We start from the raw sequence: 26,315 nt of genomic DNA on the forward strand, positions 1-26,315 counted from the left end.
TGATCGCACCGTAGTAAGGATGCGGCTTGGGATTTGAGAACGGCTATTTTAGATTTTTGTGCCCAGTAAGAGCAAGATATGAACTAGAAGCAACGCCGCTAGTCTAAAATCTCAAATTCAAAATCTAAAATCGGTAGTCAAGTTACTGGGATTATATAAATGGTTGAGGATTTCTTAACAAATCTTTAACCATCCATTAAAACAGTACCGTAATTTTGCTCAGAGACGTTAATAAAAGAGTGAGGAATTAGGAGTTATGCTTTTTATTCCTAACTCCTAACTTCTTCAGGGGTAGTAGTAGTATGGATGGCGAGACGTTTAGCGATCGCATGGAAGTAGCGATCGCTCATATCTTCGATACTAACTTTGATTAAGGTTTGGTTATCAGTGGTGAAAACCCCCAAACCCGTCTCAAAATTTCCAACCGTACCCAATTTTTGCCACTCTTGGCCTAAATGTTCCTGTAAATATGATTCCCAAATTCCTTGCTGTGCTGATGCTACAGAAACTAAAATTCTGGCACCACCTTCGGCAAATAGCACCTCATCCAAGCGGTTTAACTGTGTTGGTGCTATTTCTAAATTGATTTCGGCACCAAGATTGCCAGCAAGACAACATTCGGCTATGGCGATCGCCACTCCTCCCTCAGCAGAATCGTGGGCTGAACGTACCCAACCATTACGAATTCCTTCACGACAAACTTTCTGGACGCGGCGTTCCAAGTCAAAATCTACCCGTGGCGGTTTTCCGGCAACAGTTCCGTGGATAGTGGCTAAATATTCAGATGCTCCCAAACTGAGTTTAGATGCCAAAGGCAATCCGAGAAGATAAATCACATCGCCGGATGCTTGCCAACCTTGACCACAAATTTTGGTTATATCAGGAATTAAGCCCACCATACCGACAACAGGAGTGGGATAAATGGGTTGTGGGATGCCTTGAGAATCAAGAGTTTCGTTGTATAAAGAGACGTTTCCGCCCGTAACTGGTGTCGCCAATTCTCGGCAACCTTCTGCCAAACCGCGACAAGCTTCTGCCAATTGCCAGTAACCAATGGGTTTTTCTGGAGAGCCAAAATTCAGATTATCTGTCACCGCCAGAGGTTCAGCACCCACACAGCTAAGATTTCGGGCTGCTTCTGCCACCACTGCCTTAGCTCCTTCGTAGGGGTCAAGATAAACATAACGAGGATTGCAATCTACCGTTGCCGCAACACCGCGTTGGGCATTGAGGGTTTCTTTGTCTCCTTGTCCTCCTTGTCCTCCTTGTCCTCCTTGTCCTCCTTGTCCTCCTTGTCCTCCTTGTCCTCCTTGTCCCCTTGTCCCCTTGTCCTCTTTCAGGGGGCGTAAACGGATAACAGCGGCATCTGCACCACCTGGCAGTGTTACTGTATTATTTTGTACTTGATGGTCATACTGACGATATACCCAATTTTTAGAAGCGATCGTGGGTGTATCGAGCAAAGTTAAGAGAATATCATTCCAACTTTGCAGTCCTCCTTGAAGTTCTATTCCAGCAGTTGTGGAAGGAGGTAGGGAATCAGGAGTCCATTCCCAAGCTTTACGCGCATATTCTGGTGCTTCTGCCAATAACTCCCGGTTATACAGTGGGGTATTCTCCGCCAAAGCCTCAGCGGGAATTTCTGCTGCTACTTCACCCTGAAAGAGAATCCGCACAATAGGTTCAGCGATGACTGTCCCTGCGACAACGGCTTGAAGTCCCCACCGATGGAAAATATCAATTAATTCTTGCTCACGTCCCTTGTGTGCAACAAACAGCATTCGTTCTTGTGATTCCGAAAGCAGATATTCATAAGGAACCATCCCCATTTCTCTGACGGGAATCTTATCTAAATCTAGTTCAATTCCCACACCGCCTTTTGCTGCCATTTCTGAGGTAGAACAGGTGATCCCGGCTGCTCCCATATCTTGGGCGGCGACAACTGCACCCGTCTTAAATGCCTCCAGACAAGCTTCAATCAACGACTTTTCCAAAAAGGGATCGCCCACTTGCACAGCAGGGCGATCGTCTATGGATTGCTCGCTCAATTCTGCACTAGCAAAACTCGCGCCTCCCATGCCGTCGCGCCCAGTGGTGGAACCAACATACAGCACGGGGTTGCCTAAGCCAGATGCTCCAGATTTGACGATTTCTGAGGTTTCCATCAACCCCAGTGCCATAACGTTCACCAGAGGATTACCAGAGTAAGCAGAGTCAAAGTAAACTTCGCCGCCAACGGTGGGTACTCCCACACAGTTACCATAATGAGAGATTCCTGCCACCACACCAGTGAATAGCCGTTGGGTTTTGGGATCTTCTAAGGAACCAAAGCGTAACGAGTTTAATAGGGCAATGGGACGCGCACCCATTGTAAAAATATCTCTGAGAATACCTCCGACTCCCGTCGCAGCTCCTTGAAAGGGTTCGACTGCTGAGGGATGGTTGTGAGATTCAATCTTAAAAGCTAGTTGGAGTCCATCACCCAAGTCTACAACACCAGCATTTTCACCAGGCCCCACCAGGATGCGGGGGCCCTCGGTGGGAAATTGTTTGAGTAGAGGTCGAGAATTTTTGTAACAACAATGCTCTGACCACATCACGCCAAACATTCCCAGTTCAGCTTTGTTGGGATGACGGCCTAGCCGATGGACAATTTCTGCGTATTCTTCTGGTTTAAGACCAACAGCCGCAATTTCTTGGGGGGAAAAGGCTGGTTTTGAGGTTGCAGTCATGGAAGTAATGCACTCTGGGGGGACAGAGCATTATTCTATCGATTTACTTGCCCTGTAAGTACAGTTCCAGAAATGCAGATAATTCTTCTTTGGATATTTCTTTCTGAACTACTTGAATCACCAAGTTGTAAGCTTGCTCTTGAGATAAATTGAGAGTGTAGCCATTTAAGGTTATGAAGGTATCCATAACCGCAAATGCAGTGCGCTTGTTGCCATCAATAAACGGATGGTTCATTGTTAAATGGTAGAGGTACGCTGCTGCTTGCTGGTGAATTGTTGGATGGAGAAGTTTACCGCCAAAAGTAGCTTGAGGTTGTGCCAGTGCTGAATCTAGCAAACCTTTGTCTCTTACACCTGATGTTCCACCAAAGCTGTTTATCTCATCTTGGTGAATGTCTAGGACTTGAGAAATAGAAATAAATCTAGGAGTCTGCAAGGCGACGATAAACCTCCTGCCATTTCTGTTTAGAAGTTAAATAAGCCTGCCATACCTCTTCATCTGAGGCAATCTGATTTGAGGCCGTATTTTCTAATTTGTCTTCATTTTGTTCAATTTCACGGAAATATTCGGCAAAATCAGGAATATTTAATAATATTTTTTCAGTAGCTTCACTTTCTTCTATTTTTTGTAGATAAGCAATAATTGCAACTGCTACTCGCAACTTCTCAGGAGAAAGTTGACGCAAACGGCTTTCGGCTTCTGATAAATAATTGCTGTGCTTTTGTTCTGTTGCCATCGTTACCCAAGCTAGGTTTTTTACCAGTTGTGAATCACTTCTGCTGCTAACTCTAGCTTATCGCGCTATTGTGATTTACTCAATTAAGGCAACTGCAAAAATACGTAAGGAGCAATGCTTAATACAATTGCTGCAACCACCGCATCATTTCAATTAGTAGCTGAATTGGTTAATGGCGTTAAAAGTATTTTAGGATGCTAATTAATTTATGTTGCAAAACACGATGCCTACGGCGGCAAGCTACGCACTTTTACTTTCCTGTAGATTAAAGCGCGATCGCTCTTCAATTAAACTTTAACTAAATACCTGTATTTTCATCTTGGTAAATATTGGCAGTAGATGCCTGTGCAGCCTTTATTACAAGCAAACTTGTTTCTTGGATGGAGGGGTAGTAAAACCCCAGAATGCACTCAACAGGATTATTCCGACCATGAACTAGACAAGATGAAGATCATTAGCACACCAAATGCTTTAGTGTTTAAAGATAACTTTATTTTTTAATGTTGGTGAAATTTCTAGCTCCTTTACTTACGTGAGTCTAGTGTCACTCAGAGATTATTCGGGTATATGCAGTTTAGATGTAACAATCAAGTGACGAGAATCACACATATCGATGATTAGGATCGTCTCCTTCATCTCGCTAACTAGGCATAATTAATGACAACTGAACTCTAGCCGAGTCATTAATAGGGAACACACTTAATAGCCGACAGCCTTAATCAAGGACTGTCGGTTTTTTGTATTTGTCATTTGTCATTAGTCATCACTTAAATGCCCAATGCCCACTTGCCCTGAGCGTACCCCTGCGGGGAAGCAAGCTACGCGTAGCGTCTCGTAGAGAAGCCGAACGCAAGTGCCCCATGCCCATATCCATAAAATTTCCCCACAACTGGTTGGTAACTTGACAGAGATTTTGCCACAGCCACTACCAAATGTGGGGAGGGTATGATGAAATTGGGGATCTTATGCCTATCGAGTGCTAATATCTTGCACTCACTCTAGTAGACCGGAAGTAACTTCTAGAACCAGCACACACCTTGTATTAAGACATCGCTTGAATGATGTAATCAAAGTAAGGTGCTGCTTCAGCAGCGTCTTCTGCACTCAGTAAGCTAAGGGAAGCTGTTTTGAGGGAATTAATCGCTTCTACCATTCCAGGCACGGGAACGCCCAATGAATTGTACATTTCCCGGACACCAATCAAACCAATTTTTTCAATTGGCTCTTTGTCACCGGCAAGTACACCATAAGTAATTAGGCGTAAGTACCAGCCAAAATCACGGATACATAGAGAGCGTTGGCGTTCACCGTAAGCATTACCTCCAGGGGAGATAAAGTCAGGACGCTTCTGCCAAAGTTGTTTGGTTGCTTCTTGAACTATCTTCTTTTCGTTTTCGGCTAAGGTAGCCGCAATCCGCGTCCGTTGTACGCCGGTTTGCAAAAAGTCTTTGATATTTTTAAGTTCGCCACTGCTGGGATAACGCAGTTCGTCGTCGGCTTTGAGAATAACTTGGCTAATTACAGTCATGATTATTGAAATCACCTGAAATATTATCTGTTAGTTTAGCGAGTTGGAGGTACACAAGTGAAGGGATCGGAGTTACTTATGTATTGAATTTATCTGTTTGGGGAGAGTGGGGACTGGGGACTGGGGATTGGGAACGAAGAAAGTGTTTTCCCAATGACCAATAACCAATGACTAATGACCAATGACTAATGACCAACGACCAATGACAAATGACTAAAATAATTTGGCAACAGGGTGCATTAATTGAAGTGACGATCGCTAACCTGAGTGATACAGGCGATGGTGTGGGGCGTGCTGATGAGCGTGTAGTGTTTGTCCCAGATACTGTTCCAGGCGATCGCGCCATTGTCCGTTTAGTTCATGTTAAACCCAAATACGCCCACGGTAAGCTCCAGCAGCTATTAGAACCATCCCCCCACCGTATCCGACCCAGTTGTATTGTGGCTGACAAGTGCGGTGGTTGCCAGTGGCAGCATATTAATTATGATTACCAGCTAGTAGCCAAGCAAAATCAAGTTATCCAAGCAATGGAGCGCATTGGCGGTTTTATCCAACCACCAGTAGATCCGGTACTTGCTGCCCCTTCTGCTTTGGGCTACCGTAATAAATCTACATATCCTTTAGGCATATCGGCAACGGGACAGGTACAAGCTGGTTACTACCAAAAAGGTAGTCACCAATTAATTAATTTAAATCAATGTCCAGTCCAAGATGCGCGATTAAATCCCTTACTTGCCGAAGTTAAGCAGGATATCCAACAACAGGGTTGGCAAATTTATGACGAACAGCGCCACCAAGGAAAAATTCGCCATCTCGGTTTACGCATTGGCCGACACACTGGAGAAATGTTGCTGACTTTGGTAGTAAAGGACTGGAATTTATCAGGAATTGAAACCCAAGCCCAGGAATGGTTAAAGCGCTATCCGCAGTTAGTGGGAGTGTCGCTCAATCGCAATAGCGATCGCACAAATGCTATCTTTGGATCAGAAACCCGTTGCATCGCTGGAGTACCCCACCTGCGTGAAAATTTTGCTGGACTGGAATTTCAAGTACGCCCAGATACATTTTTCCAAGTGTATACCGAAACAGCAGAGGCACTATTGCAGGTAATTCAATCAGAACTCAATCTTCAAGGGCATGAGTTGCTAGTTGATGCCTACTGTGGTATTGGGACTTTAACTTTACCCCTCGCCAAAAAAGTACGTATTGCTACAGGATTAGAAGTGCAAGCAGCAGCAGTAGAACAAGCAATTTTGAATGCCCACCGCAACGGAATTGATAATGTGACTTTCCTTGTCGGGGCAGTAGAGAAATTGCTTCCCAAAATGGGCACAATACCAGAAGTAGTAATACTCGATCCGCCACGTAAGGGGTGCGATCGCGCAGTCATAGATACTTTACGGCAATTGAAACCATCTCGGATCGTTTACGTCAGCTGTAAAGTAGCTACCCTCGCCCGCGACCTGAAATTGCTTTGTCAAGATGGGCAGTATACCATCACACGGGTACAACCTGCTGATTTTTTTCCTCAAACTGCTCATGTTGAAACTGCCGCCTTTCTTGTGCTATCACATTTTGACAAGGGTAGTAATTCCTTCAAAAAAACTGAAATTTGAAAATTTTAGTCTAGTGCATACTAAAGATGCTAAAATTGAATTAAGCCAAAAATAAAAATTCATTTTGTTTAAATAAATTCAAGTTGCATGGGTTCTTAAAAACATGAAGAAGATTGTGTAAATTATAAATCGGCAACTAACTAGAGTATCCCAATACTCTCTAAAATTAACAGCATATTCTTAATTTGCTGACTTCATTATCAAAATTATTTCAGCCGATATATACCTAAACAATCCCAATTCATAGTTATAGAGCCAATGCTCCCTAGCATTTTCAAAATTTAGTTTTAAAGACGCAAGTTTGAAGGCAGCATGACCACCTCAAGTTTTATCAGGGTGACTGTAATAGCAAACTGATGTCTAGCTAACTGAAAGCTATGGGGTTTCTCTTGTGATTACTATTTCACTCCGTCCAGTTGGACGTTATTGGGGCACTATTAGTTTTGCCTCAACCCTCTACCTTTGTCCCATATTAGACTTATTGTTGGCAGAAATTCCAGCAAGATTACAAGCAGAACTGCGGCTAGGACTTCAAGAAGCCCTAGTCAACGCAGCCAAACATGGCAATAATCTCGATCCGAGTAAAACAGTTGTAGTTCGTTTTTCCGTAATAGATAATCAATATTGGTGGATAATATCAGACCAAGGTAGTGGCTTTACTCCTTCATCTACTAGTAATGAAGAACCAACAGACTATCTTCCACCAGATGAGTCAGAAAATGGTCGTGGTTTATGTCTTCTACATCAAATTTTTGATCAGGTAGAGTGGAACCGCAAAGGCACAGAATTGAGGCTTTGCAAACAAATGGAAAATCGCCGGGGATTATCTCTGCGGCGGTAGAGGAGTTAGGAGTTAGGAGTTAAGAATTTAAAACTTTTAACTCATCACTCCTAACTTCTAACTTTTTCCGTGAGTCGGACAGGGAGGGGCAGAAATAGAGCGATCTAACCAACCAATTGCCTGTTCTAATCTCGCTTGAGCTTCTTGTGGCTGATTCTTTAAAAGATACACAATAGCTGCTGCCACTTGTTCATTAGCGCGGGAATTGCGGTTAGACTTGAGGCGATGCCAATCGTTAGGGGAAATGCTCAGTCTTTCCATCAGGGCTTGAGCTAGTTCCAAAGTACTAAGTTCATTCAGTTGACTGGTTTTCGGCAGCTGGGTAGATTGAGACATAATTATCAGTGCTGAGTGCTGTTAGCGATAGCGGGGCGTTTAGCCTGTATTGAGTGCTGAGTCAAAAACTCATAGTTTTAATTTTGACTATTGGCAGACTCGCCTTTAATTTTAGTTTACTACTTGTACATGAAGCCGTCTAAACAATCACAACCGCCAGGGGAAACTCCAGAACCGGATTTTGAACAAGAATTAGAGGAAGTAGAGCGATCGCTCTTATCCTTAAGAGAACGTTACGATCAAGTGCAACGCGATCGCCAACAACAGGCACAATGGCAACAGCGTCGGGATCAACTAAAGCACAATAAATCTCAGACACCAGAAATCAAAGCAGAATTAAGGCAAATTCAACGACAGTTGGAAATGCTAGAACTAAACTTAGAAAGCCAGTTATTTTCTTGGCGTAGCCTCAAAAAACCTTTCTGGCAAGTAGTCCGCTTTGGTGGAATGGGCGTTATCATAGGCTGGATATTAAAGTCTTATGCTGGGTAAATATGGTAAATCGACGGATTGCAGAAATATTGCGAAGTGGCCAACCTGATGAGTCCCTGCAAGTTCAAGGCTGGGTGCGGACGAAGCGCGAGTCCAAAGGGTTTGCTTTTATTGAAGTCAATGACGGCTCATCACTAGCTAATTTGCAAGTCGTCATCAATCAAGATTTGCCAGATTACGAAGCTATCTTGAAAAAATTGAATACGGGTGCGGCTGTGGAAGCGACAGGGGTACTAGTGGCTTCTCTTGGTAAAGGACAGCGAATTGAATTGAAAGCCGAGTCTGTAAAAGTTTACGGGGAAGCTGATCCCGATACATATCCCCTGCAAAAGAAACGCCATTCCTTTGAGTTTCTGCGAACCATTGGACATTTGCGATCGCGGACTAATTCTTTTGGTGCAGTTTTCCGTGTCAGAAATGCTTGTTCGGCTGCAATTCACCAATTTTTCCAAGAAAGAGGCTTTTTGTGGGTACACACACCCATCATCACTGCTAGCGACTGCGAAGGCGCAGGTGAACTATTTAGCGTTACCAGTTTAGATTTAAAGAATATCCCCCGCACAGAAAACCAAGCAGTAGATTACAGCCAAGATTTTTTTGCTAAACCCACATATTTAACAGTTAGCGGCCAGTTGGAAGCAGAAGTTATGGCGATGGCGTTTAGTAACGTCTACACCTTCGGCCCTACCTTCCGTGCAGAAAATTCCAACACTTCCCGCCACCTAGCAGAATTTTGGATGGTTGAGCCAGAAATGGCTTTTTGTGACTTAGAAGGCGATATGGATTTAGCTGAGGCGTTTCTCAAACACATTTTTAAATATGTGTTGGAAACTTGCCCCGAAGATATGGAATTTTTTAATGAACGCATTGATAAATCTGTGTTGGCAACAGCCGAAAATATTATTAATAATCAGTTTGAACGCTTAACTTATACAGAAGCGATCAAACTTTTAGAAAAAGCTGATGTTAAATTTGAATATCCAGTAAGTTGGGGTTTAGATTTACAATCAGAACACGAACGTTACTTGGCTGAACAACTATTTAAAAAGCCTGCGATCGTTACAGATTATCCAGCGCAAATCAAAGCTTTTTATATGCGTTTGAACGATGATGAAAAAACCGTCCGCGCAATGGATATTCTCGCACCTAAAATTGGCGAAATTGTCGGCGGTTCCCAGCGCGAAGAACGTTTAGAAGTATTAGAACGCCGCGTGTTAGCGCAAGGGTTAAACCCAGAAGATTTATGGTGGTATCTTGATTTGCGTCGTTATGGTACTGTTCCCCACGCTGGTTTTGGGTTAGGCTTTGAAAGACTAGTGCAATTTATGACGGGTATGGGAAATATTCGTGATGTGATTCCGTTTCCGCGTACACCACAAAGTGCTGAGTTTTAGAGAAAATCAGGCGATTTCAAATCGCCTCTACACAGACTGACTAAATTAGTTTGGTCGAACTAATAAAAACTTTGAAAACCGCGAATGCGGGTTTTACTTTTATTGCTGCGTATTTTATCAAGCGATTAGTTAAAATTAAGATTTTTGCATTTCCTCTTGTAAAACTTGAATTTGCTCAATAGATAATTCAGTAACTTGAGCAATTTGCTCTAAACTCATTCCAATTCGCAACAAATTTAAAGCCAACTTTCTTGTTGTTTCTGCTTTGCCTTTGGCTTCACCTTTGGCTTCGCCTTCTTCTAGGATTTGTTGATAAATGACTGATTCGCGCATAATCTCACTCCTTAAAATCTTGCTAATTACATCTTTATTTAATACCAGACCTGCTAAAATGCCACTGGCAGCAGCTATATTTCTTTGTAGTTGGCGATCGCTAATTGCTTCAACTGCTTTGGCTACTTGGGTTAATACCATTGTAGGATCGTTTGTCTGACTTAGCACGGCAAAGGGTAATAACCCTGGAATGCTCATAAACCTGTCTGTCGGTTGTTCCCACAGGCGTATTACCTCAAACTGATGGTAAGTGTTATTTAATCTAAAACTGTTTTCATGGACTAATTCTGAACTTGTTTTTCTCAAATAGATTACTATTTGGCGCATTTCTTTGTTAGGAAAGCGGCGATAAACCCTAACCCGATAATCTAACATCCGAAAGGGAATATCTTCATCAGGATCGGTTTGAAATTCGGTATGTAGAACTAAATCATCAGATTGCAATAAAATTAATGAATCGGCGCGAATTGGTTCGCTTGATAATTCAGTCGGGCTAAGTTCTGTTAATTTAATCGGTGAACCTAGTAACCATGTTGCTAAATCATCTTTAAAGTTTTCGGCAATGAATTTACATATATTGTCATACATGGCAGCCTTAAAGAAAGGGTATCAGGTATTGTTTATTAAAAGTAAATTTGTTAGTGTTGGGTTGACGCAAGGAAACCCAACCTAATGTTACTACATCACTGTTTTAAACACTACCTAATTACCAAGTATTTCTTGTCTACGCCGCTCCTGTTCCTGCTCTTGAATGTCTTGGCGTACTTCCCAATATTTTTTTACGGCTGCCTTAGATTCACTGATTATTGCTAATCTCAATTTACTAGCTTCATCGCCATCTCCTAAAAGAGAAATCAATTCTCTTCGTTGTGTTTTTTCAAGTGTAAGAAACCATTGAACAAAAGCTTTAAAGATTTCTTTTTTTGAACCTAATAACTCATCATGGGCAACAACGCAAGAAGGACAAACGTTAACAGTATAATGATAAAACCATTCCCCTCTAAAAGCAGTTCCGTTAGCAATAAAAGTTGCAACTAAAGGGCATTTTTCACTTGATAAATTTTGATTGGCAATACAATCTAAAATAGAAGTTGTATGATAAATACCCTCAAAGTAATTTGCTAGAGATCCAACAAGAACAGAACCAGGATATCCAGGGAGTATTTCTCCTGTTGAATCAAGCCAAGCATATTTAGTCATTACTAAGGAGTAATGGTATCGAGAACTGATACAATCTGTGATTGCTCGCTCTTGATTATAGGAATTTCTCAGATATTGATTAATACTATTTGTATCAAATCCCATTCGCTTGTAATAGTTAGAAGAAAACATATCTTCTTGGCAGCTTTTCGCCACCTGAGCTAGTCTAGTCATATTTACCTGTGCATCACTTTTCATTGGTGTTAACAACAAAGCCGAGCTAGTTATTAGCAAAGTTATTAAGCTTTTAACTGTGAAATTTCTCATTGATTTCCCTCTCTTATTACTTGTTCTAATTCATCAGAAGTTTTAGGAATTGGATATGTAGATTCCCAAGGATTAGGGATATTAGCCCCATCATTATTTGTATTTACTGCATTGTTTGGCCGTTCTGTTGTAACTTTTTGCTTAGGCGGTACTTGCCGTTTATTTGAGGTTGTTATAGTTGTTTTTGGTTGAGCCTTAATTTGCAAATAAACTTGTTTAGCTTTTTCAAGGCTAATTTTTGTCTGTTGCTGTTTATCGGCTTGTTGCCTTTTTTGTGTTATTAAAGCCCTTGCCCTTATATCAGCATTTAACTGCTCTCTTCTTTTCCTCATCTCTCTTTTTTCCCTTATCACAGCTTCTAACTGCTCTCTTGCTGTTCTAACAGCAGCTTCTTTTCTAATAGCTGCTTGTCTCTCTTCCTCCGTTTTTAAAGCAGCTTGAAGTTTTTGTTTTTCTATCTCCTCTATTTGAGCTTGTTCGGTTTCTACTTTGTCAGATGTAGGCAAAGTTAAAGGACTTATTGTAGGTTGAGATTTAACAGTTAATGGGATTTCAGGAATTTGGGTAACTGGACTAGGAATAGCTACCGGAACATTTTCTACAGGAGAAACAGAAACCGGATTTTTGGCGTTTGGTTGATTAATAGCCGCAATAGCAACAGCAAAACATCCCAGCCCTAAACCGATGAGAACTTGCCAAAGTTTTTGGTTTTTCTGAGTCTGGCTAGAAGACGCATTGACTGATTTAGCTCTACCGACTGATACAGTAGCAACAGAACTAGATGACGCAACAGATTTAAACCCATTGCTTGATTGAATTGCCGTTTTTTGCCATAGTATTCTAGGCATTTGTAACGCTTTTTCAATTTCGCTCAATTTCTGCAAAATCACTTGTGTATTTTGAGGACGCTGATTTGCAGTAGGAGCCATCAAATGGTCGATTAAATCTGCCAAAAGTGGAGAAATATTGAGTGCAGATTTTCGCCAATGCAACTCATTAGTCAGAGGGTCATAAATTTCTTTATCCTGGGGTTCCTTACCTGTAAGCAGAAAAATAAAAGTCCGTCCCAATGCAAAAAAATCTGACTGCTGTACCGAATAACCGTTTTGTTGCTCTGGCGGTGAATAGCCTTGTGAAATAATTCTGGTATGGGAATTTCCCGCCAAAATGGTTGTCGTGACTTGTCGAACTGCACCAAAATCAATTAAGACAAGCTGGCCACTTGGTCGCAGCATGATATTCTGAGGCTTAATATCACGATGAAAATATTGATGAGCGTGTACTAAAGCGAGAATTTCTACAAGTTGTTTAAGCCAATTGAGAGCTTGAGTTTCAGAAATACGTTGATAATTACGAAATTCCATCCACTGCTCTAAATTTACGCCTTCAATTTTCTCCATTGCTAAACAGTGCAATGGTAGAGAGCTATTTTTAGGTAAAACAGTAAAATAACCATCTGGTTCTACCTTGGGAATACCCGCACTGTTTAGCTGACTCAAAACCCTTGCTTCCTGCTGAAACAGTTCAATGGCTTTTGGGTTATTATCAGTCAGCACTTTTAAAACTTTAGTTTTCCCACGCTCGTCAACTTCAAAAGTGTTACCAAAGCCACCTTGTCCTAGTTGTTTGATTACCCGATAGCAACCTTGCAACAGTATTTCTGACCCACAGTTACGGCAAATAAGGTTGTTTGCATTAACTGGGTCAACAGGTTTTGGACAATGGGGATTTATACAATAGGTCATTACACAGAAGTAAATATCCTAAAGAATCGATTTTTCTTGATATCTAAACAGAGGGTTAAACCTATAAGGTTCTATTAATAGAGTTCCCTAAAACTTTGACCAAGTAACATATATAGCAGTTCTAACTTCAGTATTAAATTTCATACACAATAAATTAGGGTTACAACAATTGTTGTAACCCTAGAGATTGGCTATATTAAATCTGCTTGAAAATCACTATAGGATAACAATTAACCTCATAACTACCGAATTATGAGCAATTCTTCACATTTACTACATCTAGATTAATGGTTTGCAAAGGCAAATACTTTCTTGCTTGCCTGCGTGGGATAAGTGACGCTAGTGTTAAAAGAATTGTGCAAAGCGAAACCCCCCATCCCAGAAGTCGAGTAGGAAGCTAGAATGGTAATTCCAAATAAAGAAGTAAAATCTAATACTGATATTTTAGATAATAGACGCACCCAAACTCGTATCCAAGTTCGCATTCCTAAAGACTTACATGAGGAACCAGTCATTTCACGACTGGTTTCTCACTATGGGGTCATAGTCATTATTGCTGATGCTCAGGTAAGCGCAAACGTGCCACAATATAGCTGCTTCGATCTGGAACTGCGAGGTACTGTTTCTCAGATTGAAAGCGCCCTAACTTACCTGGATGAACTGGATTTAGAAGTTTTGCACCAATCCAGCCCTGAAGAAGATGGGTGGTAAATCTTAGTTAGGAGTTAGGAGTTAGAAGTTAAAAAATTCATAATTCGTAACTCCTAACTTTTAACTCTTAACTTTGTTTAAGCCATTTGATTTTCAATCGCCCACCGCGCTAGTTCAGTGCGGTTGTGGAGATTGGTTTTGCCCAACATATTGGACACATGGCTTTCAACTGTGCGCTGACTAACATTTAGTTCTTCAGCAATTTCCCGGTTAGCTAAACCCCTAGCGACAAACTGGACTACTTTCAGTTCGGTTGGGGTTAATTGCACATCGAAGGGAACCTGGATGCGGGAACCGTTTTCTCCTCCTTTAGCTTGGTGTTCTTTCCAACGGATAGTTTGTTTCAGCGAGGATTCAACTTGCGCTACGAGTTCTTCTGGTTCAAAGGGTTTGACCATATAAACATCAGCACCTTTATTCAGACCCTTAACTCGGTCTGCACTTTGTCCCTTAGCTGAAAGGAAAAGAACCGGAATCCAACTGGTGCGTTCGTTTTGCCGGACTTGTTCTACAAAAGTATATCCGTCCATTTCCGGCATCATCACGTCGCAGATAATCATGTCTGGAACATCTTGCTCTAAAATTTCCAGAGCTTCACGTCCATTTTCGGCGGTGATGACTTCGTATCCCCGGAATTCTAAGTAATCCTTCACCAGCAAGATGAGGTTAGGGTCATCATCAATCAATAGAAGTCGTTTGTGATCTTTCATGCTGGGCTCTTTCATAGCAGTGGCACTTGTCGCGCTTCGGTCCATCAAAGTCTTGAATATTTATCCTCTATGGTGGGTTATTCGAGATGTTGTCCTTTTTCCTACTTAACTTGCCTTTACTGTCTCGAAGTCTCAAAAATGCCGAGCACTTTCAATAGACTAGTAGCTCGATAGCAAAAGTCCAGCAAGGATACGTATAGCAGTAGTATCTATAATGCGCTATTATATATCGCTTTGAAAGGGGCGGGGTAAAAAACACTGATTAAATAATAATCTTTCGGACTCACAAGTAAGTATTGGCTTAAAGATGACCCTACCTCAAAACCAACCCGCACTTTCTTAAAGCTTACTGCTATACCATATCCTTTAGTTGTTAAGCCTCTATGAGGTGTTCACAAGAAACTAGGGAAGTTTCTGGCAAAAGATGGATTGAAAACGCATATTCTTCTACCACCTTATTGCCGATTCAGTGTTCTCGGATGATCCGCAGGGTAACTTCCGGGTTTGCTTGGCGATACCAGACACCATCAGGGTATACCACCATTATCGGTCTAGAACAAGAAACACGCAAGCAGTTGGCTTTAGTTTTATAGACGCAAATAGGATAACTTTCTTGCGGTTTATTGAGTTTTAACTCTTTAAGTCGCTTTTTTTAAGTAATCCCAGAATTCCAGACTAGCTCGTTTTGGGCAGCAATTGCCTGGTCAGCGCAAATAAAAATGTATTGCTGAATTTTTGTAAGTCCTAAGCTTTCTACACAATTACTCAGGGTCTTATGTTCCAGAGACTTAGTAGCTTTGGGGATTTGATGGCTGGACTGGATCGCTGTCACTGTATTGTTACTTATCGAGTGGCTCCCTGATTACAGTTCTATAACAATTTGCAAGCTTTGCAAATAAAGTTGACTGGGGAGTGGAGAAGAATTCTCATACCTCCCTACTCCCTACTCTCTTCGTAACTTACGGAACAAAACCCGCAAAGTAGAAATAATTAAGCATTTATACTTAAGTACATCTATGACCCTCTAGTTCGGGAACCCGTACTCAAGGGATTCTTGCCATTAGACGCCACTTTTCGGTAAATTAGCACTCAGGAGTTGAGAGTGCTAAACTGGAGAAAATAATTATGGCAGCTTTATCTCTAAGCGTTTCTACAGTTAAACCTTTAGGCGATCGCGTTTTCGTAAAAGTGAGCGCCTCTGAGGAAAAGACCGCAGGTGGTCTGTATTTGCCCGATACCGCCAAGGAAAAGCCCCAAGTAGGGGAAGTAGTGGCCCTTGGTCCTGGCAAGCGTAATGACGATGGAAACCGTCAGGAATTGGAAATTAAAGTCGGCGATAAGGTGCTGTACTCTAAGTACGCTGGTACTGACATCAAGCTCGGCACTGAAGAATATGTACTGCTTTCTGAAAAAGATATTTTAGCAGTTGTTATCTAGTAGTCATTAGTCATTGGTCATTAGTCATTAGCCAATGACAAAGGACAAATGACAAATGACGAAGAACAAAAGACAAATGACAAAGGACAACTAAGAAGAAATTATGGCAAAGCGCATTATCTACAACGAAAACGCCCGTCGCGCCTTGGAACGAGGCATTGACATCCTGGCTGAGGCTGTAGCTGTTACCCTTGGTCCCAAAGGTCGTAACGTAGTCCTAGAAAAGAAATTTGGCGCACCGCAAATTGTTAATGACGGTGTAACGATCGCCAAAGAAATCGAATTAGAAGATCATATTGAAAACACTGGTGTAGCTTTGATTCGTCAAGCTGCTTCTAAGACCAATGATGCTGCGGGCGATGGTACTACCACCGCTACCGTTTTAGCTCATGCGATCGTCAAAGAAGGCTTGCGGAACGTTGCAGCTGGTGCTAATGCAATTTCGCTCAAGCGCGGTATTGACAAAGCTACTGCCTTCTTGGTAGAAAAAATCAAAGAACACGCCCGTCCAGTGGAAGATTCCAAAGCCATTGCCCAAGTTGGTGCGATCTCGGCTGGTAATGACGAAGAAGTTGGTCAGATGATTGCCCAAGCAATGGACAAGGTGGGTAAGGAAGGCGTAATTTCCCTAGAAGAAGGGAAATCTATGTTCACCGAGTTGGAAATCACTGAAGGGATGCGCTTTGACAAAGGCTACATCTCTCCTTATTTCGCTACCGACCCTGAGCGGATGGAAGCAGTTTTTGATGAGCCTTTCATACTGCTGACCGATAAGAAAATCGCTTTGGTACAAGACCTCGTACCAGTGTTAGAGCAAGTAGCTCGTGCTGGTCGTCCTTTGGTGATTATCGCCGAAGATATTGAAAAAGAAGCTTTGGCAACCTTGGTAGTAAACCGTTTGCGCGGTGTACTCAATGTGGCTGCTGTTAAGGCTCCTGGCTTTGGCGATCGCCGCAAAGCACTACTAGAAGACATCGCTGTTTTAACTGGTGGTCAATTAATTACCGAAGATGCTGGTTTGAAGCTAGATAACACCAAGCTGGATAGCCTGGGTAAAGCTCGCCGGATCACCATTACCAAGGACAGCACTACAATTGTTGCCGAAGGTAACGAAGCTGCTGTTAAGGCTCGTGTAGAACAGATTCGTCGTCAAATCGATGAAACCGAATCTTCTTACGACAAAGAGAAATTACAAGAGCGTCTTGCTAAACTCTCTGGTGGTGTCGCTGTAGTGAAAGTTGGTGCAGCGACCGAAACCGAAATGAAAGACAAGAAGTTGCGCCTAGAAGACGCTATCAATGCTACCAAAGCTGCTGTGGAAGAAGGTATTGTTCCTGGCGGTGGTACAACTCTGGCTCACCTTGCTCCTGAATTGGAAGTTTGGGCAAAGAGCAATCTTAAAGATGAAGAGTTGATTGGTGCGTTGATTGTCGTTCGTGCCTTACCTGCACCTCTGAAGCGGATTGCTGAAAACGCCGGTCAGAATGGTGCTGTGATCGCTGAACGCGTGAAAGAGAAAGAATTCAACGTTGGCTACAACGCTGCGACAAACGAATTCGTCGATTTGTTAGAGGCTGGTATTGTTGACCCTGCGAAAGTGACTCGTTCTGCTCTGCAAAACGCTGCTTCCATCGCTGGTATGGTGTTGACAACCGAATGTATTATAGTTGACAAGCCTGAGCCTAAGGATGGTGCTCCTGCTGGCGCTGGTGCTGGCGGCGGTGACTTCGATTACTAATACTTTGTAGTTACATAGTTTGTACAACAGCTGCTTCCCTTGTGGAGGCGGCTGTTTTTTTGTGTCAAAAGAAGAGGAAGACGGTGAGTTACGACAACGCTTGTAAATATTTAGCTGAACAGTACCCAGCCGAGTTTGTGCGTTGGTTACTTGGGATAGAGGTGCAAGAAATTGAAGTCTTAAAAACGGAACTCACGCTTGAACCAATTCGCGCGGATTCTGTGACATTTTTGCAAGCAGCTAACCAAATTTTGCACATTGAATTTCAAACTTTGGCGAAATCTAATCCGGCGCTTAATTTCCGAATGCTCGATTATTCTGTGAGGTTGAAGCGCCAATATCGTTGTCCTGTAGTGCAAATACTAATATTTTTGCAGGAAACTACTAACGAAATGGCTTTTACTGAAGAATATCGGGACAACACGACGATTCACCAATATCAGGTTGTTCGTCTTTGGGAGCAAGATTCAACACTATTTTTAGTTAATCCGGCGCTGTTACCTTTAGCAAGTTTGACGCGAACTGACTCGCCGCAAACTTTACTGGCACAAGTGGCTGAACAAGTCGCTACAATTCCAGATAGGGAGGAGCGACAAAATATCGCGGGTTGTGTAGAAATTCTGGCGGGTTTGCGGTTTGATAAGGATTTGGTTCGGCAATTTTTGCGGGAGGATATTATGAAAGAATCTGTAATTTATCAAGATATCGTTCAAAAGGAAGCATTTAAATTGATTAGTCGTCAGCTTAAACGGCGCTTTGGTGATATTGATGGATCATTAGTTGAGCAGGTTCGGAATTTATCTGCTGAACAGTTAGAAAATTTGGGAGAGGAACTGCTTGATTTTTCCAAAGTTGCTGATTTGGTAGTTTGGTTAGAGCAGCAGGAGAGGAACTAAAATTTTTGCAGATAATATGAAAGAGTCTGTAATTTATCAAGATATCGTTCAAAAGGAAGCGTTTAAATTAATAAGTCGTCTAATTAAACGGCGTTTTGGTGATATTGATGAATCATTAGTTGAGCAGATTCGGAATTTATCTGCTGAACAGTTAGAGAAGTTGGGAGAAGAGTTGCTTGATTTTTCCGAAATTGCTGATTTGGTAGCTTGGGTAGAGCAGCAGAAAGAAGAAAAATAAGATAGGTATTAAACTATGGCTTTAATGGTTCCCGAATCTATATCATCATCTGCTAGTCAAGGCGAACAAATTTTATATAAAATACTTCGTGAAAAATTGCCAGATGACTTTTTAGTTTGGTATAAGCAAGTCGTTGAAAGTAATTATATTGATTTCCTGATTATTGCACCTAATTTTGGACTATTGATAATTCAAGTTATTACTTGGTATCCATCGCAAATTAACGCTACTGATATTAACAAAATTAAATTACTTAATTCTCCAGAAAAAAATAAAAAAATAGAATTAAAAAATTCTCCGTCATACCTAGATATTTCGGGAAGACGAACCCGTAAGCGTTCTATAGAGATAAACGAGGAACAGGATACTTTGTCAGTATGGACAAATCCATATCAAGAGTTGATAGATAAATTATTAGTGAAATTACAAAAATATCACATACTCACTCACCTTAATGGAGATAATCAACAGAAATTAGCATTCCCTTGTAACTATAATCTATTTTTTTCTAATATTACCGCAGAGCAAGCACAGGCGAAAAATATTGATAAATTATTATCTCCATCACAAATTATATACCGTAATGAATTATCTTATAGTCAGAGTATTAGTAGTAGTGATGAATTAGTAAATAGATTAATAAAAATATTTACCAATACTTTTACTTTCCCTCGTCTTACCCATGAGCAAATTGACACTATAAAAGCTATTATTTTTCCAGAAATAGCTATTAAGCTTGTACCAGCATCTCTCCACACTGTTCCTAATTGCATTGAATTAAAAAATGAAATTTATGTATTTAAAACGTTAGATCATCGTCAAGAATGTATAGTTAGAGCTATTGGTGATGGACATAGAATAATTTATGGTGTAGCTGGATCAGGAAAAACTTTAATACTTCTATCTCATGCAAAATTACTAGTTAAACAAAATCCTCATCAAAAAATCTTAATTCTTTGTTTCAACAGAAGTCTTGCTGCTTCTCTCAAGTCTTTAATGTATGAATATTCCAATCAATACAATTCCACTAGCAAAATAGGGGTGTTTACATTTTATGGTTTGGTAAGTTCGCTTGTAAGAAAAATCCCAGCACCTTTAGGTTTTACTACAGAATATTATGATGGGATTTTAGGTGAAATACTACTAAAGCAACTTGAAAATACTCCGATAAAACATAAATATGACGCAGTTTTAGTTGATGAAGGACAAACATTTCATCCTATGTGGTTTAAATGTTGTGTGGCTGCGTTAAAAGACCCAGAACATGGCAATCTCATGATTGTGGCAGATGCTCGTCAATCCGTTTATAAACGTAATAATTTTACTTGGAATTCTGTGGGAGTCAAAGCAGTTGGACGGACAAGTAACAAAAAATTAAACCTTGACAAAAACTATAGAAATACTCAGGAAATATTAGCAGCAGCCTGGAGTTTATTTAGTAACGTTATTGATGAAGAAAATTTAACATTCGATATTGTTAAGCCTACAGACGCTGTACGTCATGGTGTAAATCCAATTCTACATATTAAAACATCAGAGATTTATGAAGTAGAATCTGTCATTAATGAAGTTAAAGATTTAGCAAGACTAGGTTATGTACTAAATGATATTGCTATTTTATATAGAATGGCAGATGATCAAAAAAAGGCATTATTAAAATCTCTAATTCAAAAATTGCAAAATTTAGGAATTGAAACAGATTGGGTTAGTGAAAATAGAGAGTCTGAGAAAAAATATAATATTAAAAATTCTGGTATTAAAATTATTAATACGCTTGGTGCGTTGGGTTTAGAATTTAAAGTCGTTTTAATACTCTGGGTTCAAGACTGGGAGTTTAGTATACCTCCACATTCAGAAAGTGATATTTTGACTTGTAGAAGACTCTATGTTGCTATGACTCGTGCCCAAGATGTACTATATATTTTTGGTTCTGGAAACTCCAAGTTACTTCAACAATTGCAGTGCAGTGGTAATTTTACAGTTAAACAAGCATGAGCCTTCAGCTAGAATCAGAAAATTCTACTAGTTGACATGGCAAACTTAACTTAGTATCTGCTGATCGCCAAAATTTCACCCAGGTAATTTACAATCACCATACTGTAATTCCATTAATTTAATCGCTACATCACTAGCAATTTCTAAAGTTTCAGCAACAGTCCATCCTTGAGCTACTAAACCTTGAAGCTCATCAGATGTTGCTAAATAAACGCCTTCAGGTAATTTCTCAATGTGGATGTTTAGCAATCTTTCCATTATTGTATGTAGATGTTACTATTTGGAGCGATTTAATTCTTATCGTATCGCTTTTTTTAACTACAGTGATATCTACGACGGGCTACGCCTACGCACTTCTACTTTTACATAAAAACCCATGAGCCAAATTAATCCTGAAACAACCCCCTTACATACCTTAAACCCACTCAACCGATTTTCTGACAGAGCAGATGATTATGTGAAATATCGACCAAGCTACCCCGCAGATGCAATTGATATTATCTTGGAAGGATTAAGTGAAAATTCACAACTCGTAGCAGCAGATATTGGTGCAGGTACAGGAATTGCTTCAAGACTTTTAGCTGAACACGGAGTTAATGTCATAGCCATAGAACCAAATGCAGCGATGCGAGAAGCTGCTAAACCACATCCTTTGATAGAGTTTCGTGATGGAACAGCAGAAGTTACCCAACTACCTGATAATTCAGTTGATTTAGTTACTTGTTTTCAAGCTTTCCACTGGTTCAATCCCGAACCAACTTTATTGGAATTCCACCGCATTTTAAAACCATCAGCACGTTTGGCTGTGGTGTGGAATAACCGCGATCAAGAAGATGCATTCACTACAGAATATAGCCGCATAGTCCGCGAAGCATCTAATAATCACCCAGCAGAATCTAGAATGCAGTCAGTAGAGCCACTGTTAGCAACTCCCCATTTTATCAACATCCGCGAATATACTTTTACTTATAGACAACAGTTAGATTTAACTGGACTGATTGGTAGAGCAACAAGTGTTTCTTATCTACCTAATGAAGGCTTGGCATACAAAAAACTTCTTGATAGTTTTCAGGAATTATATCAGCGCTTTCGTGATGAAAGTGGTTTTGTGTACCTAGTTTATTCCACTAGCGTACATCTTGGTGAAGCAATTAATTAAATGATCTCCAACTCACAAGCAGTAGAAGGTTGGCATGGCAAACTTAATTTAGTCTATGCCGATCGCCACGATAAAACCCAATTAATTTACAATCACCAACAAGCGCCCCTGAAGGTACAACGCCCATTCTATCCAGAAGGGGAAAAGGTTTGTCATAGCGTCATTTTACATACAGCTGGGGGAATGGTGGGAGGCGATCGCTTATCCTCTAACATCCACCTCCAACCCCAAACCCAAGCCTTAATCACTACAGCTGCTGCAAGCAAGATATACCGCAGCAATGGCTTACAAGCTAGACAAATCATCCAAATGCAAGTTGACGCTGGTGCTTGTTTAGAATGGTTGCCGCAAGAGACAATTTTATTTAACGACGCGATTTATCGGCAAGATTTACGGGTAGAATTAGCAACCGGGGGCAGTTGGTTAGGCTGGGAAATTACCCGATTTGGTCGCAGTGCTAGAGGAGAAAAATTCTTGCAAGGAGAATGGCGATCGCACACCGAAATTTGGCAGCAAGGCGTTCCTTTATGGATTGATCGGCAATGGTTACGGGGTAGCGAAGAAACTTTTCACAGTCCCCACGGTTTGGCTGGAAAACCAATAGTAGGTAATCTAGTTTGGGTTGGCGGTGCAGTTTCGGCAGAAATCGTCGAAAAAACGCGAAATTTATGGAATGGGGAAGGGGAAGCGGGTGTTAGTCGGTTACAACATGGATTATTGTGCCGATATCGCGGTGCTTCTACATCTGAGGTGAGAAACTGGTTTATTAATGTTTGGCAGCTGCTACGAGTTTCTTTTTTGAATTGTGGTAATTGTATACCAAGAGTGTGGCAGCTTTAAACGAACCGCAGAGGCGCGGAGAACTCAGAGGAGGAAGTACGAATGCAACTTACGCCGCAGGAAAAAGATAAGCTATTAATTTTTACAGCTGCTTTATTAGCAGAAAGACGTAAAGAAAGGGGTTTAAAACTGAATTATCCCGAAGCGATCGCGTATATTTCTGCTGCCATTTTAGAAGGTGCAAGGGATGGGCAAACTGTAGCTGAATTAATGAGTTATGGTACAACTCTATTGACGCGGGATGATGTCATGGAAGGGATACCAGAAATGGTGCATGAAGTGCAGGTAGAAGCTACTTTTCCTGATGGCACAAAATTAGTAACAGTACATAATCCAATTCGTTAATTTTTTAATTTTTAATTTATTATGATTCCTGGCGAAATTATTACACCAGCAGGTGAAATTGAACTAAATTTTGGCCGTCCAACTATAAAATTACAAGTGTCAAATACAGGCGATCGCCCCATACAAATCGGTTCCCACTATCACTTTTATGAAGTCAACACCGCCTTAAACTTTGACAGAGAACAAGCGCAAGGAATGCGTCTCGATATCCCCGCAGGAACAGCAGTTCGCTTTGAACCAGGCGACGAAAAAGAAATAACTCTAATCCCCCTAGTTGGTACTCGCCAAGTCTACGGCTTTAACGCCAAAATAAACGGAAACCTCTAAAAACTCTCCGCGTACCTCTGCGCTTCCCTCCGCGTCCCTTTGCGTTAAAAAAAAAGGATTTTATATGAGTTACAGAATGGATCGCCGCGCCTACGCCGAAACCTACGGCCCAACAGTAGGCGATCGCATCCGACTTGCAGATACAGAATTATTTATTGAAGTTGAACAAGATTTCACCACCTACGGCGACGAAGTGAAATTTGGCGGCGGTAAAGTCATCCGAGACGGAATGGGACAATCCCCTATTTCTAACGCTGATGGTGCTGTAGATTTAGTAATTACTAATGCCTTAATTCTCGATTGGTGGGGTATTGTCAAAGCAGATATTGGCATTAGAGATGGCAAGATTTTCAAAATTGGTAAAGCCGGAAATCCTTATATTCAAAACAATGTAGATATTATTATTGGCCCCGGAACTGAAGCCTTAGCAGGGGAAGGAATGATTCTCACTGCTGGTGGTATTGATGCCCATATTCATTTTATTTGTCCCCAACAAATTGAAGTTGCGATCGCTTCCGGTATTACCACCATGATCGGCGGTGGTACTGGCCCCGCCACAGGCACAAACGCCACTACCTGCACCCCCGGCCCTTGGAATATTTACCGAATGCTGCAAGCTGCTGATGCTTTTCCCGTCAACTTAGGATTTTTGGGCAAAGGTAACGCCAGTCAACCCCAAGGACTTGTAGAACAAGTAACCGCCGGTGCAATGGGGTTAAAACTTCATGAAGACTGGGGAACCACGCCCGCAGCAATTGATACTTGCCTTAGTGTTGCCGAGGAATATGATGTGCAAGTAGCGATTCATACTGATACGCTGAACGAAGCTGGATTTGTCGAAGATACGATCGCTGCTTTTAAAAATCGTACCATCCACACTTACCACACCGAAGGCGCAGGCGGCGGACACGCACCAGATATCATCAAAGTTTGCAGCCAAGCCAACGTTCTACCATCTTCCACCAACCCGACACGTCCTTACACCCTCAACACCTTAGATGAACACCTGGATATGTTGATGGTATGTCATCACCTTGACCCAGCGATCGCTGAAGATGTCGCTTTTGCCGAATCTCGCATTCGCCGGGAAACCATTGCTGCTGAGGATATTTTGCACGACTTAGGCGCATTTAGCATGATTTCTTCCGACTCTCAGGCAATGGGAAGGGTAGGCGAAGTGATAATTCGCACCTGGCAGACATCTCACAAAATGAAGGTGCAACGGGGAACTATTAACCCACAGGGAAGTGAGCAACAAGCAGACAACTTTAGAGCAAAAAGATATGTTGCTAAGTATACGATTAACCCTGCGATCGCTCACGGAATTGCTGAATATGTGGGTTCAGTGGAAGAAGGAAAATTAGCAGATTTATGTTTGTGGCGTCCTGCATTTTTTGGCGTGAAACCAGAGATAGTGATTAAAGGCGGGATGATTGCATGGTCGCAAATGGGCGATGCTAACGCCAGTATTCCCACACCGCAACCAGTGTATATGCGACCGATGTTTGGTAGTTTTGCAGGGGCACGTCATGCCACATCATTAACTTTTGTTTCGCAAACAGCTTTAGAGAAAGAAATTCCCAGCCAGCTAGGTTTACAAAAGGCAGCAGTTGCCGTTTCTGGAACACGCCAATTGAGTAAGCGGGATATGAAGTTGAATGATGCACTACCCCACATTGAAGTAGATCCAGAAACATACCAAGTTAGGGCAGATGGAGAGTTGCTGATTTGTGAACCTGCGACAGTTTTACCAATGGCACAGAGGTACTTTTTGTTTTAATTCATGACCGAGCAAGTTACTGATTACGATAGTCCTTGGAAAGAAGTCATCGAGCTATATTTTCCCCGCTTTTTAGAATTCTTTTTCACCCAAGCTTATGCCGAAATTGACTGGACGCGACCTTATGAATTTCTGGACACAGAACTGCAACAACTAGAACCAGACGCAGAAATTGGGCGGCGTTTGGTCGATAAAGTCGCAAAAGTTTGGCTACTGGATGGAGAGGAAGCTTGGGTATTGGTTCATGTGGAAGTCCAAGGGCAATATGACAGCCAATTTGCCGAACGGATGTACACATATAATTACCGCTTGTTTGACCGTCATAAAAGCTTAGAGTTTCCTGTGGCGAAACTGTTGGACTATGAGCAAGGGTGGGAAACCCTAGAGCAAACAACCAATCCATTTGGTGTAATTGTGATGGCGCATCTCAAGACCAAGGCAACGCAACGAAACCCAGAAAATCGGCTACAGTGGAAACTAAGCCTAGTCAGACGGCTGTATGAACGGGGATATAGCCGGGAAGATATTCGGGAATTATTTCGGTTTATCGACTGGATAATGGTTTTGCCAAAAGAGTTGGCACTTAGTTTTAAAACAGAAGTAAGAAGTTACGAGGAGGCAGATAGAATGCGGTACGTAACTAGTATTGAAAGGCTAGCAAAAGAAGAAGGAATTGTTGAAAATGCGAGAGAAAGCATCATTACAGTCCTAGAAACGCGATTTGGAGAAGTGCCAAGCTCCATTGTCGAAGTTATCAATGAGATAGAAGAACCATCTGTACTCAAAATGCTTTTCAAAAGTGCGATCGCAATTCCTTCCACAGCAGAATTTCAGCAAGTTTTAGATAACCTCAACTCTGGAAAATGCGTGTAGGCATCGAGCGGCTTGTTGCCAGATATTACTCTTAAAGATTAGAGT

27 protein-coding genes are annotated in these 26,315 nt (G+C 41.5%); 17 read left to right on the forward strand and 10 right to left on the reverse strand.

The features are described 5' to 3' along the window. Positions 1-269: 269 nt before the first annotated feature. From purL to CDG76_RS08485, 4 genes are all read right to left on the reverse strand, one after another. Positions 270-2,732, reverse strand: coding sequence for a phosphoribosylformylglycinamidine synthase subunit PurL (gene purL, locus CDG76_RS08470; RefSeq protein WP_094348584.1), 2,463 nt, complete (start codon positions 2,730-2,732; stop codon positions 270-272). A 43-nt stretch (positions 2,733-2,775) separates the two neighbouring features. Beyond that, positions 2,776-3,168, reverse strand: coding sequence for a type II toxin-antitoxin system death-on-curing family toxin (locus CDG76_RS08475; protein ID WP_094348585.1), 393 nt, complete (start codon positions 3,166-3,168; stop codon positions 2,776-2,778). Continuing rightward, a complete protein-coding gene (locus CDG76_RS08480) occupies positions 3,155-3,469 on the reverse strand; it encodes a hypothetical protein (protein WP_094348586.1) in 315 nt (104 codons plus the stop codon). The genes CDG76_RS08475 and CDG76_RS08480 overlap by 14 nt, the downstream gene beginning before the upstream one ends. A gap of 1,042 nt (positions 3,470-4,511) precedes the next feature. Beyond that, positions 4,512-4,997 (reverse strand): allophycocyanin subunit alpha-B, encoded by a 486-nt coding sequence (locus CDG76_RS08485; RefSeq protein ID WP_094348587.1) that lies wholly within the window; start codon positions 4,995-4,997, stop codon positions 4,512-4,514. 209 nt (positions 4,998-5,206) lie between these two features. On the opposite strand from CDG76_RS08485, the gene rlmD reads away from it, so the two are divergent. Together rlmD and CDG76_RS08495 are read left to right on the forward strand one after the other, a co-directional pair. Next, positions 5,207-6,613 carry a 23S rRNA (uracil(1939)-C(5))-methyltransferase RlmD gene (rlmD, locus tag CDG76_RS08490; protein ID WP_094348588.1) on the forward strand — a complete coding sequence of 469 codons (1,407 nt, stop codon included), beginning with the start codon at positions 5,207-5,209 and terminating at the stop codon, positions 6,611-6,613. A gap of 391 nt (positions 6,614-7,004) precedes the next feature. Further along, positions 7,005-7,454 carry an ATP-binding protein gene (locus CDG76_RS08495; protein WP_094348589.1) on the forward strand — a complete coding sequence of 150 codons (450 nt, stop codon included), beginning with the start codon at positions 7,005-7,007 and terminating at the stop codon, positions 7,452-7,454. Positions 7,455-7,511: 57 nt separating this feature from the next. Here the strand turns inward: CDG76_RS08495 and CDG76_RS08500 are convergent, their stop codons facing one another. Beyond that, entirely contained in the window at positions 7,512-7,790 is a 279-nt protein-coding gene (locus tag CDG76_RS08500; RefSeq protein ID WP_094328229.1) for a DUF6439 family protein, read from the reverse strand. A gap of 129 nt (positions 7,791-7,919) precedes the next feature. On the opposite strand from CDG76_RS08500, the gene CDG76_RS08505 reads away from it, so the two are divergent. Continuing rightward, positions 7,920-8,282 (forward strand): hypothetical protein, encoded by a 363-nt coding sequence (locus CDG76_RS08505; RefSeq protein WP_094348590.1) that lies wholly within the window; start codon positions 7,920-7,922, stop codon positions 8,280-8,282. A 2-nt stretch (positions 8,283-8,284) separates the two neighbouring features. Then, positions 8,285-9,676, forward strand: a complete 1,392-nt coding sequence (gene asnS, locus CDG76_RS08510) for an asparagine--tRNA ligase (protein WP_094348591.1) — start codon at positions 8,285-8,287, stop codon at positions 9,674-9,676. A gap of 135 nt (positions 9,677-9,811) precedes the next feature. Here asnS and CDG76_RS08515 read toward each other — a convergent pair whose 3' ends face one another. From CDG76_RS08515 to CDG76_RS08525, 3 genes are all read right to left on the reverse strand, one after another. Further along, positions 9,812-10,597: an Rpn family recombination-promoting nuclease/putative transposase gene (locus tag CDG76_RS08515; protein ID WP_094348592.1), complete on the reverse strand. Its 786-nt coding sequence runs from the start codon at positions 10,595-10,597 to the stop codon at positions 9,812-9,814. Between the two features lie 114 nt (positions 10,598-10,711). Next, complete coding sequence (locus CDG76_RS08520; protein ID WP_094348593.1) at positions 10,712-11,476, reverse strand: hypothetical protein; 765 nt, start codon at positions 11,474-11,476, stop codon at positions 10,712-10,714. After that, positions 11,473-13,221 (reverse strand): serine/threonine protein kinase, encoded by a 1,749-nt coding sequence (locus tag CDG76_RS08525; protein WP_094348594.1) that lies wholly within the window; start codon positions 13,219-13,221, stop codon positions 11,473-11,475. Before CDG76_RS08525 ends, CDG76_RS08520 begins: the two co-directional genes overlap by 4 nt. Before the next feature lie 402 nt (positions 13,222-13,623). Between CDG76_RS08525 and CDG76_RS08530 the strand changes: the two genes are divergently transcribed. Further along, complete coding sequence (locus CDG76_RS08530) at positions 13,624-13,932, forward strand: NIL domain-containing protein (protein ID WP_094348595.1); 309 nt, start codon at positions 13,624-13,626, stop codon at positions 13,930-13,932. A 77-nt stretch (positions 13,933-14,009) separates the two neighbouring features. On the opposite strand, the gene CDG76_RS08535 is transcribed toward CDG76_RS08530, so the two are convergent. Beyond that, positions 14,010-14,687 (reverse strand): response regulator transcription factor, encoded by a 678-nt coding sequence (locus CDG76_RS08535; protein WP_012407592.1) that lies wholly within the window; start codon positions 14,685-14,687, stop codon positions 14,010-14,012. Positions 14,688-15,025: 338 nt separating this feature from the next. Between CDG76_RS08535 and CDG76_RS37170 the strand changes: the two genes are divergently transcribed. The 6 genes from CDG76_RS37170 (at position 15,026) to CDG76_RS08565 (ending at position 20,946) form a co-directional block, all read left to right on the forward strand. Beyond that, a complete protein-coding gene (locus tag CDG76_RS37170) occupies positions 15,026-15,235 on the forward strand; it encodes a hypothetical protein (RefSeq protein WP_190240795.1) in 210 nt (69 codons plus the stop codon). Between the two features lie 532 nt (positions 15,236-15,767). After that, positions 15,768-16,079: a co-chaperone GroES gene (groES, locus tag CDG76_RS08545; RefSeq protein ID WP_094348596.1), complete on the forward strand. Its 312-nt coding sequence runs from the start codon at positions 15,768-15,770 to the stop codon at positions 16,077-16,079. A gap of 103 nt (positions 16,080-16,182) precedes the next feature. Next, positions 16,183-17,817 (forward strand): chaperonin GroEL, encoded by a 1,635-nt coding sequence (gene groL / locus CDG76_RS08550; RefSeq protein ID WP_094348597.1) that lies wholly within the window; start codon positions 16,183-16,185, stop codon positions 17,815-17,817. 83 nt (positions 17,818-17,900) lie between these two features. Next, a complete protein-coding gene (locus tag CDG76_RS08555) occupies positions 17,901-18,713 on the forward strand; it encodes a DUF4351 domain-containing protein (RefSeq protein ID WP_094348598.1) in 813 nt (270 codons plus the stop codon). A 16-nt stretch (positions 18,714-18,729) separates the two neighbouring features. Then, entirely contained in the window at positions 18,730-18,951 is a 222-nt protein-coding gene (locus CDG76_RS08560) for a DUF4351 domain-containing protein (RefSeq protein WP_094348599.1), read from the forward strand. A 15-nt stretch (positions 18,952-18,966) separates the two neighbouring features. Next, a complete protein-coding gene (locus CDG76_RS08565; RefSeq protein WP_094348600.1) occupies positions 18,967-20,946 on the forward strand; it encodes a 3'-5' exonuclease in 1,980 nt (659 codons plus the stop codon). Positions 20,947-21,021: 75 nt separating this feature from the next. Here CDG76_RS08565 and CDG76_RS08570 read toward each other — a convergent pair whose 3' ends face one another. After that, a complete protein-coding gene (locus CDG76_RS08570) occupies positions 21,022-21,204 on the reverse strand; it encodes a type II toxin-antitoxin system HicB family antitoxin (RefSeq protein ID WP_094348601.1) in 183 nt (60 codons plus the stop codon). A 118-nt stretch (positions 21,205-21,322) separates the two neighbouring features. Here CDG76_RS08570 and CDG76_RS08575 point away from each other — a divergent pair, with 118 nt between their 5' ends. The 6 genes from CDG76_RS08575 to CDG76_RS08600 all read left to right on the forward strand — a co-directional run bounded on the left by CDG76_RS08575 (position 21,323) and on the right by CDG76_RS08600 (position 26,270). Further along, a complete protein-coding gene (locus CDG76_RS08575; RefSeq protein ID WP_094348602.1) occupies positions 21,323-22,105 on the forward strand; it encodes a methyltransferase domain-containing protein in 783 nt (260 codons plus the stop codon). Then, positions 22,106-22,945 (forward strand): urease accessory protein UreD, encoded by an 840-nt coding sequence (locus tag CDG76_RS08580; protein WP_094348603.1) that lies wholly within the window; start codon positions 22,106-22,108, stop codon positions 22,943-22,945. Between the two features lie 42 nt (positions 22,946-22,987). Further along, complete coding sequence (gene ureA / locus CDG76_RS08585) at positions 22,988-23,290, forward strand: urease subunit gamma (protein WP_094348604.1); 303 nt, start codon at positions 22,988-22,990, stop codon at positions 23,288-23,290. Between the two features lie 21 nt (positions 23,291-23,311). Beyond that, positions 23,312-23,617 (forward strand): urease subunit beta, encoded by a 306-nt coding sequence (locus tag CDG76_RS08590; protein ID WP_190240796.1) that lies wholly within the window; start codon positions 23,312-23,314, stop codon positions 23,615-23,617. Positions 23,618-23,681: 64 nt separating this feature from the next. Next, positions 23,682-25,397 (forward strand): urease subunit alpha, encoded by a 1,716-nt coding sequence (gene ureC / locus CDG76_RS08595; RefSeq protein ID WP_094348606.1) that lies wholly within the window; start codon positions 23,682-23,684, stop codon positions 25,395-25,397. Positions 25,398-25,400: 3 nt separating this feature from the next. Continuing rightward, positions 25,401-26,270, forward strand: coding sequence for a transposase (locus tag CDG76_RS08600; protein WP_094348607.1), 870 nt, complete (start codon positions 25,401-25,403; stop codon positions 26,268-26,270). Positions 26,271-26,315 lie beyond the last annotated feature (45 nt).

Source organism: Nostoc sp. 'Peltigera membranacea cyanobiont' 210A (genome assembly GCF_002246015.1).
In the GTDB taxonomy this organism is placed as follows: Bacteria; Cyanobacteriota; Cyanobacteriia; order Cyanobacteriales; family Nostocaceae; genus Nostoc.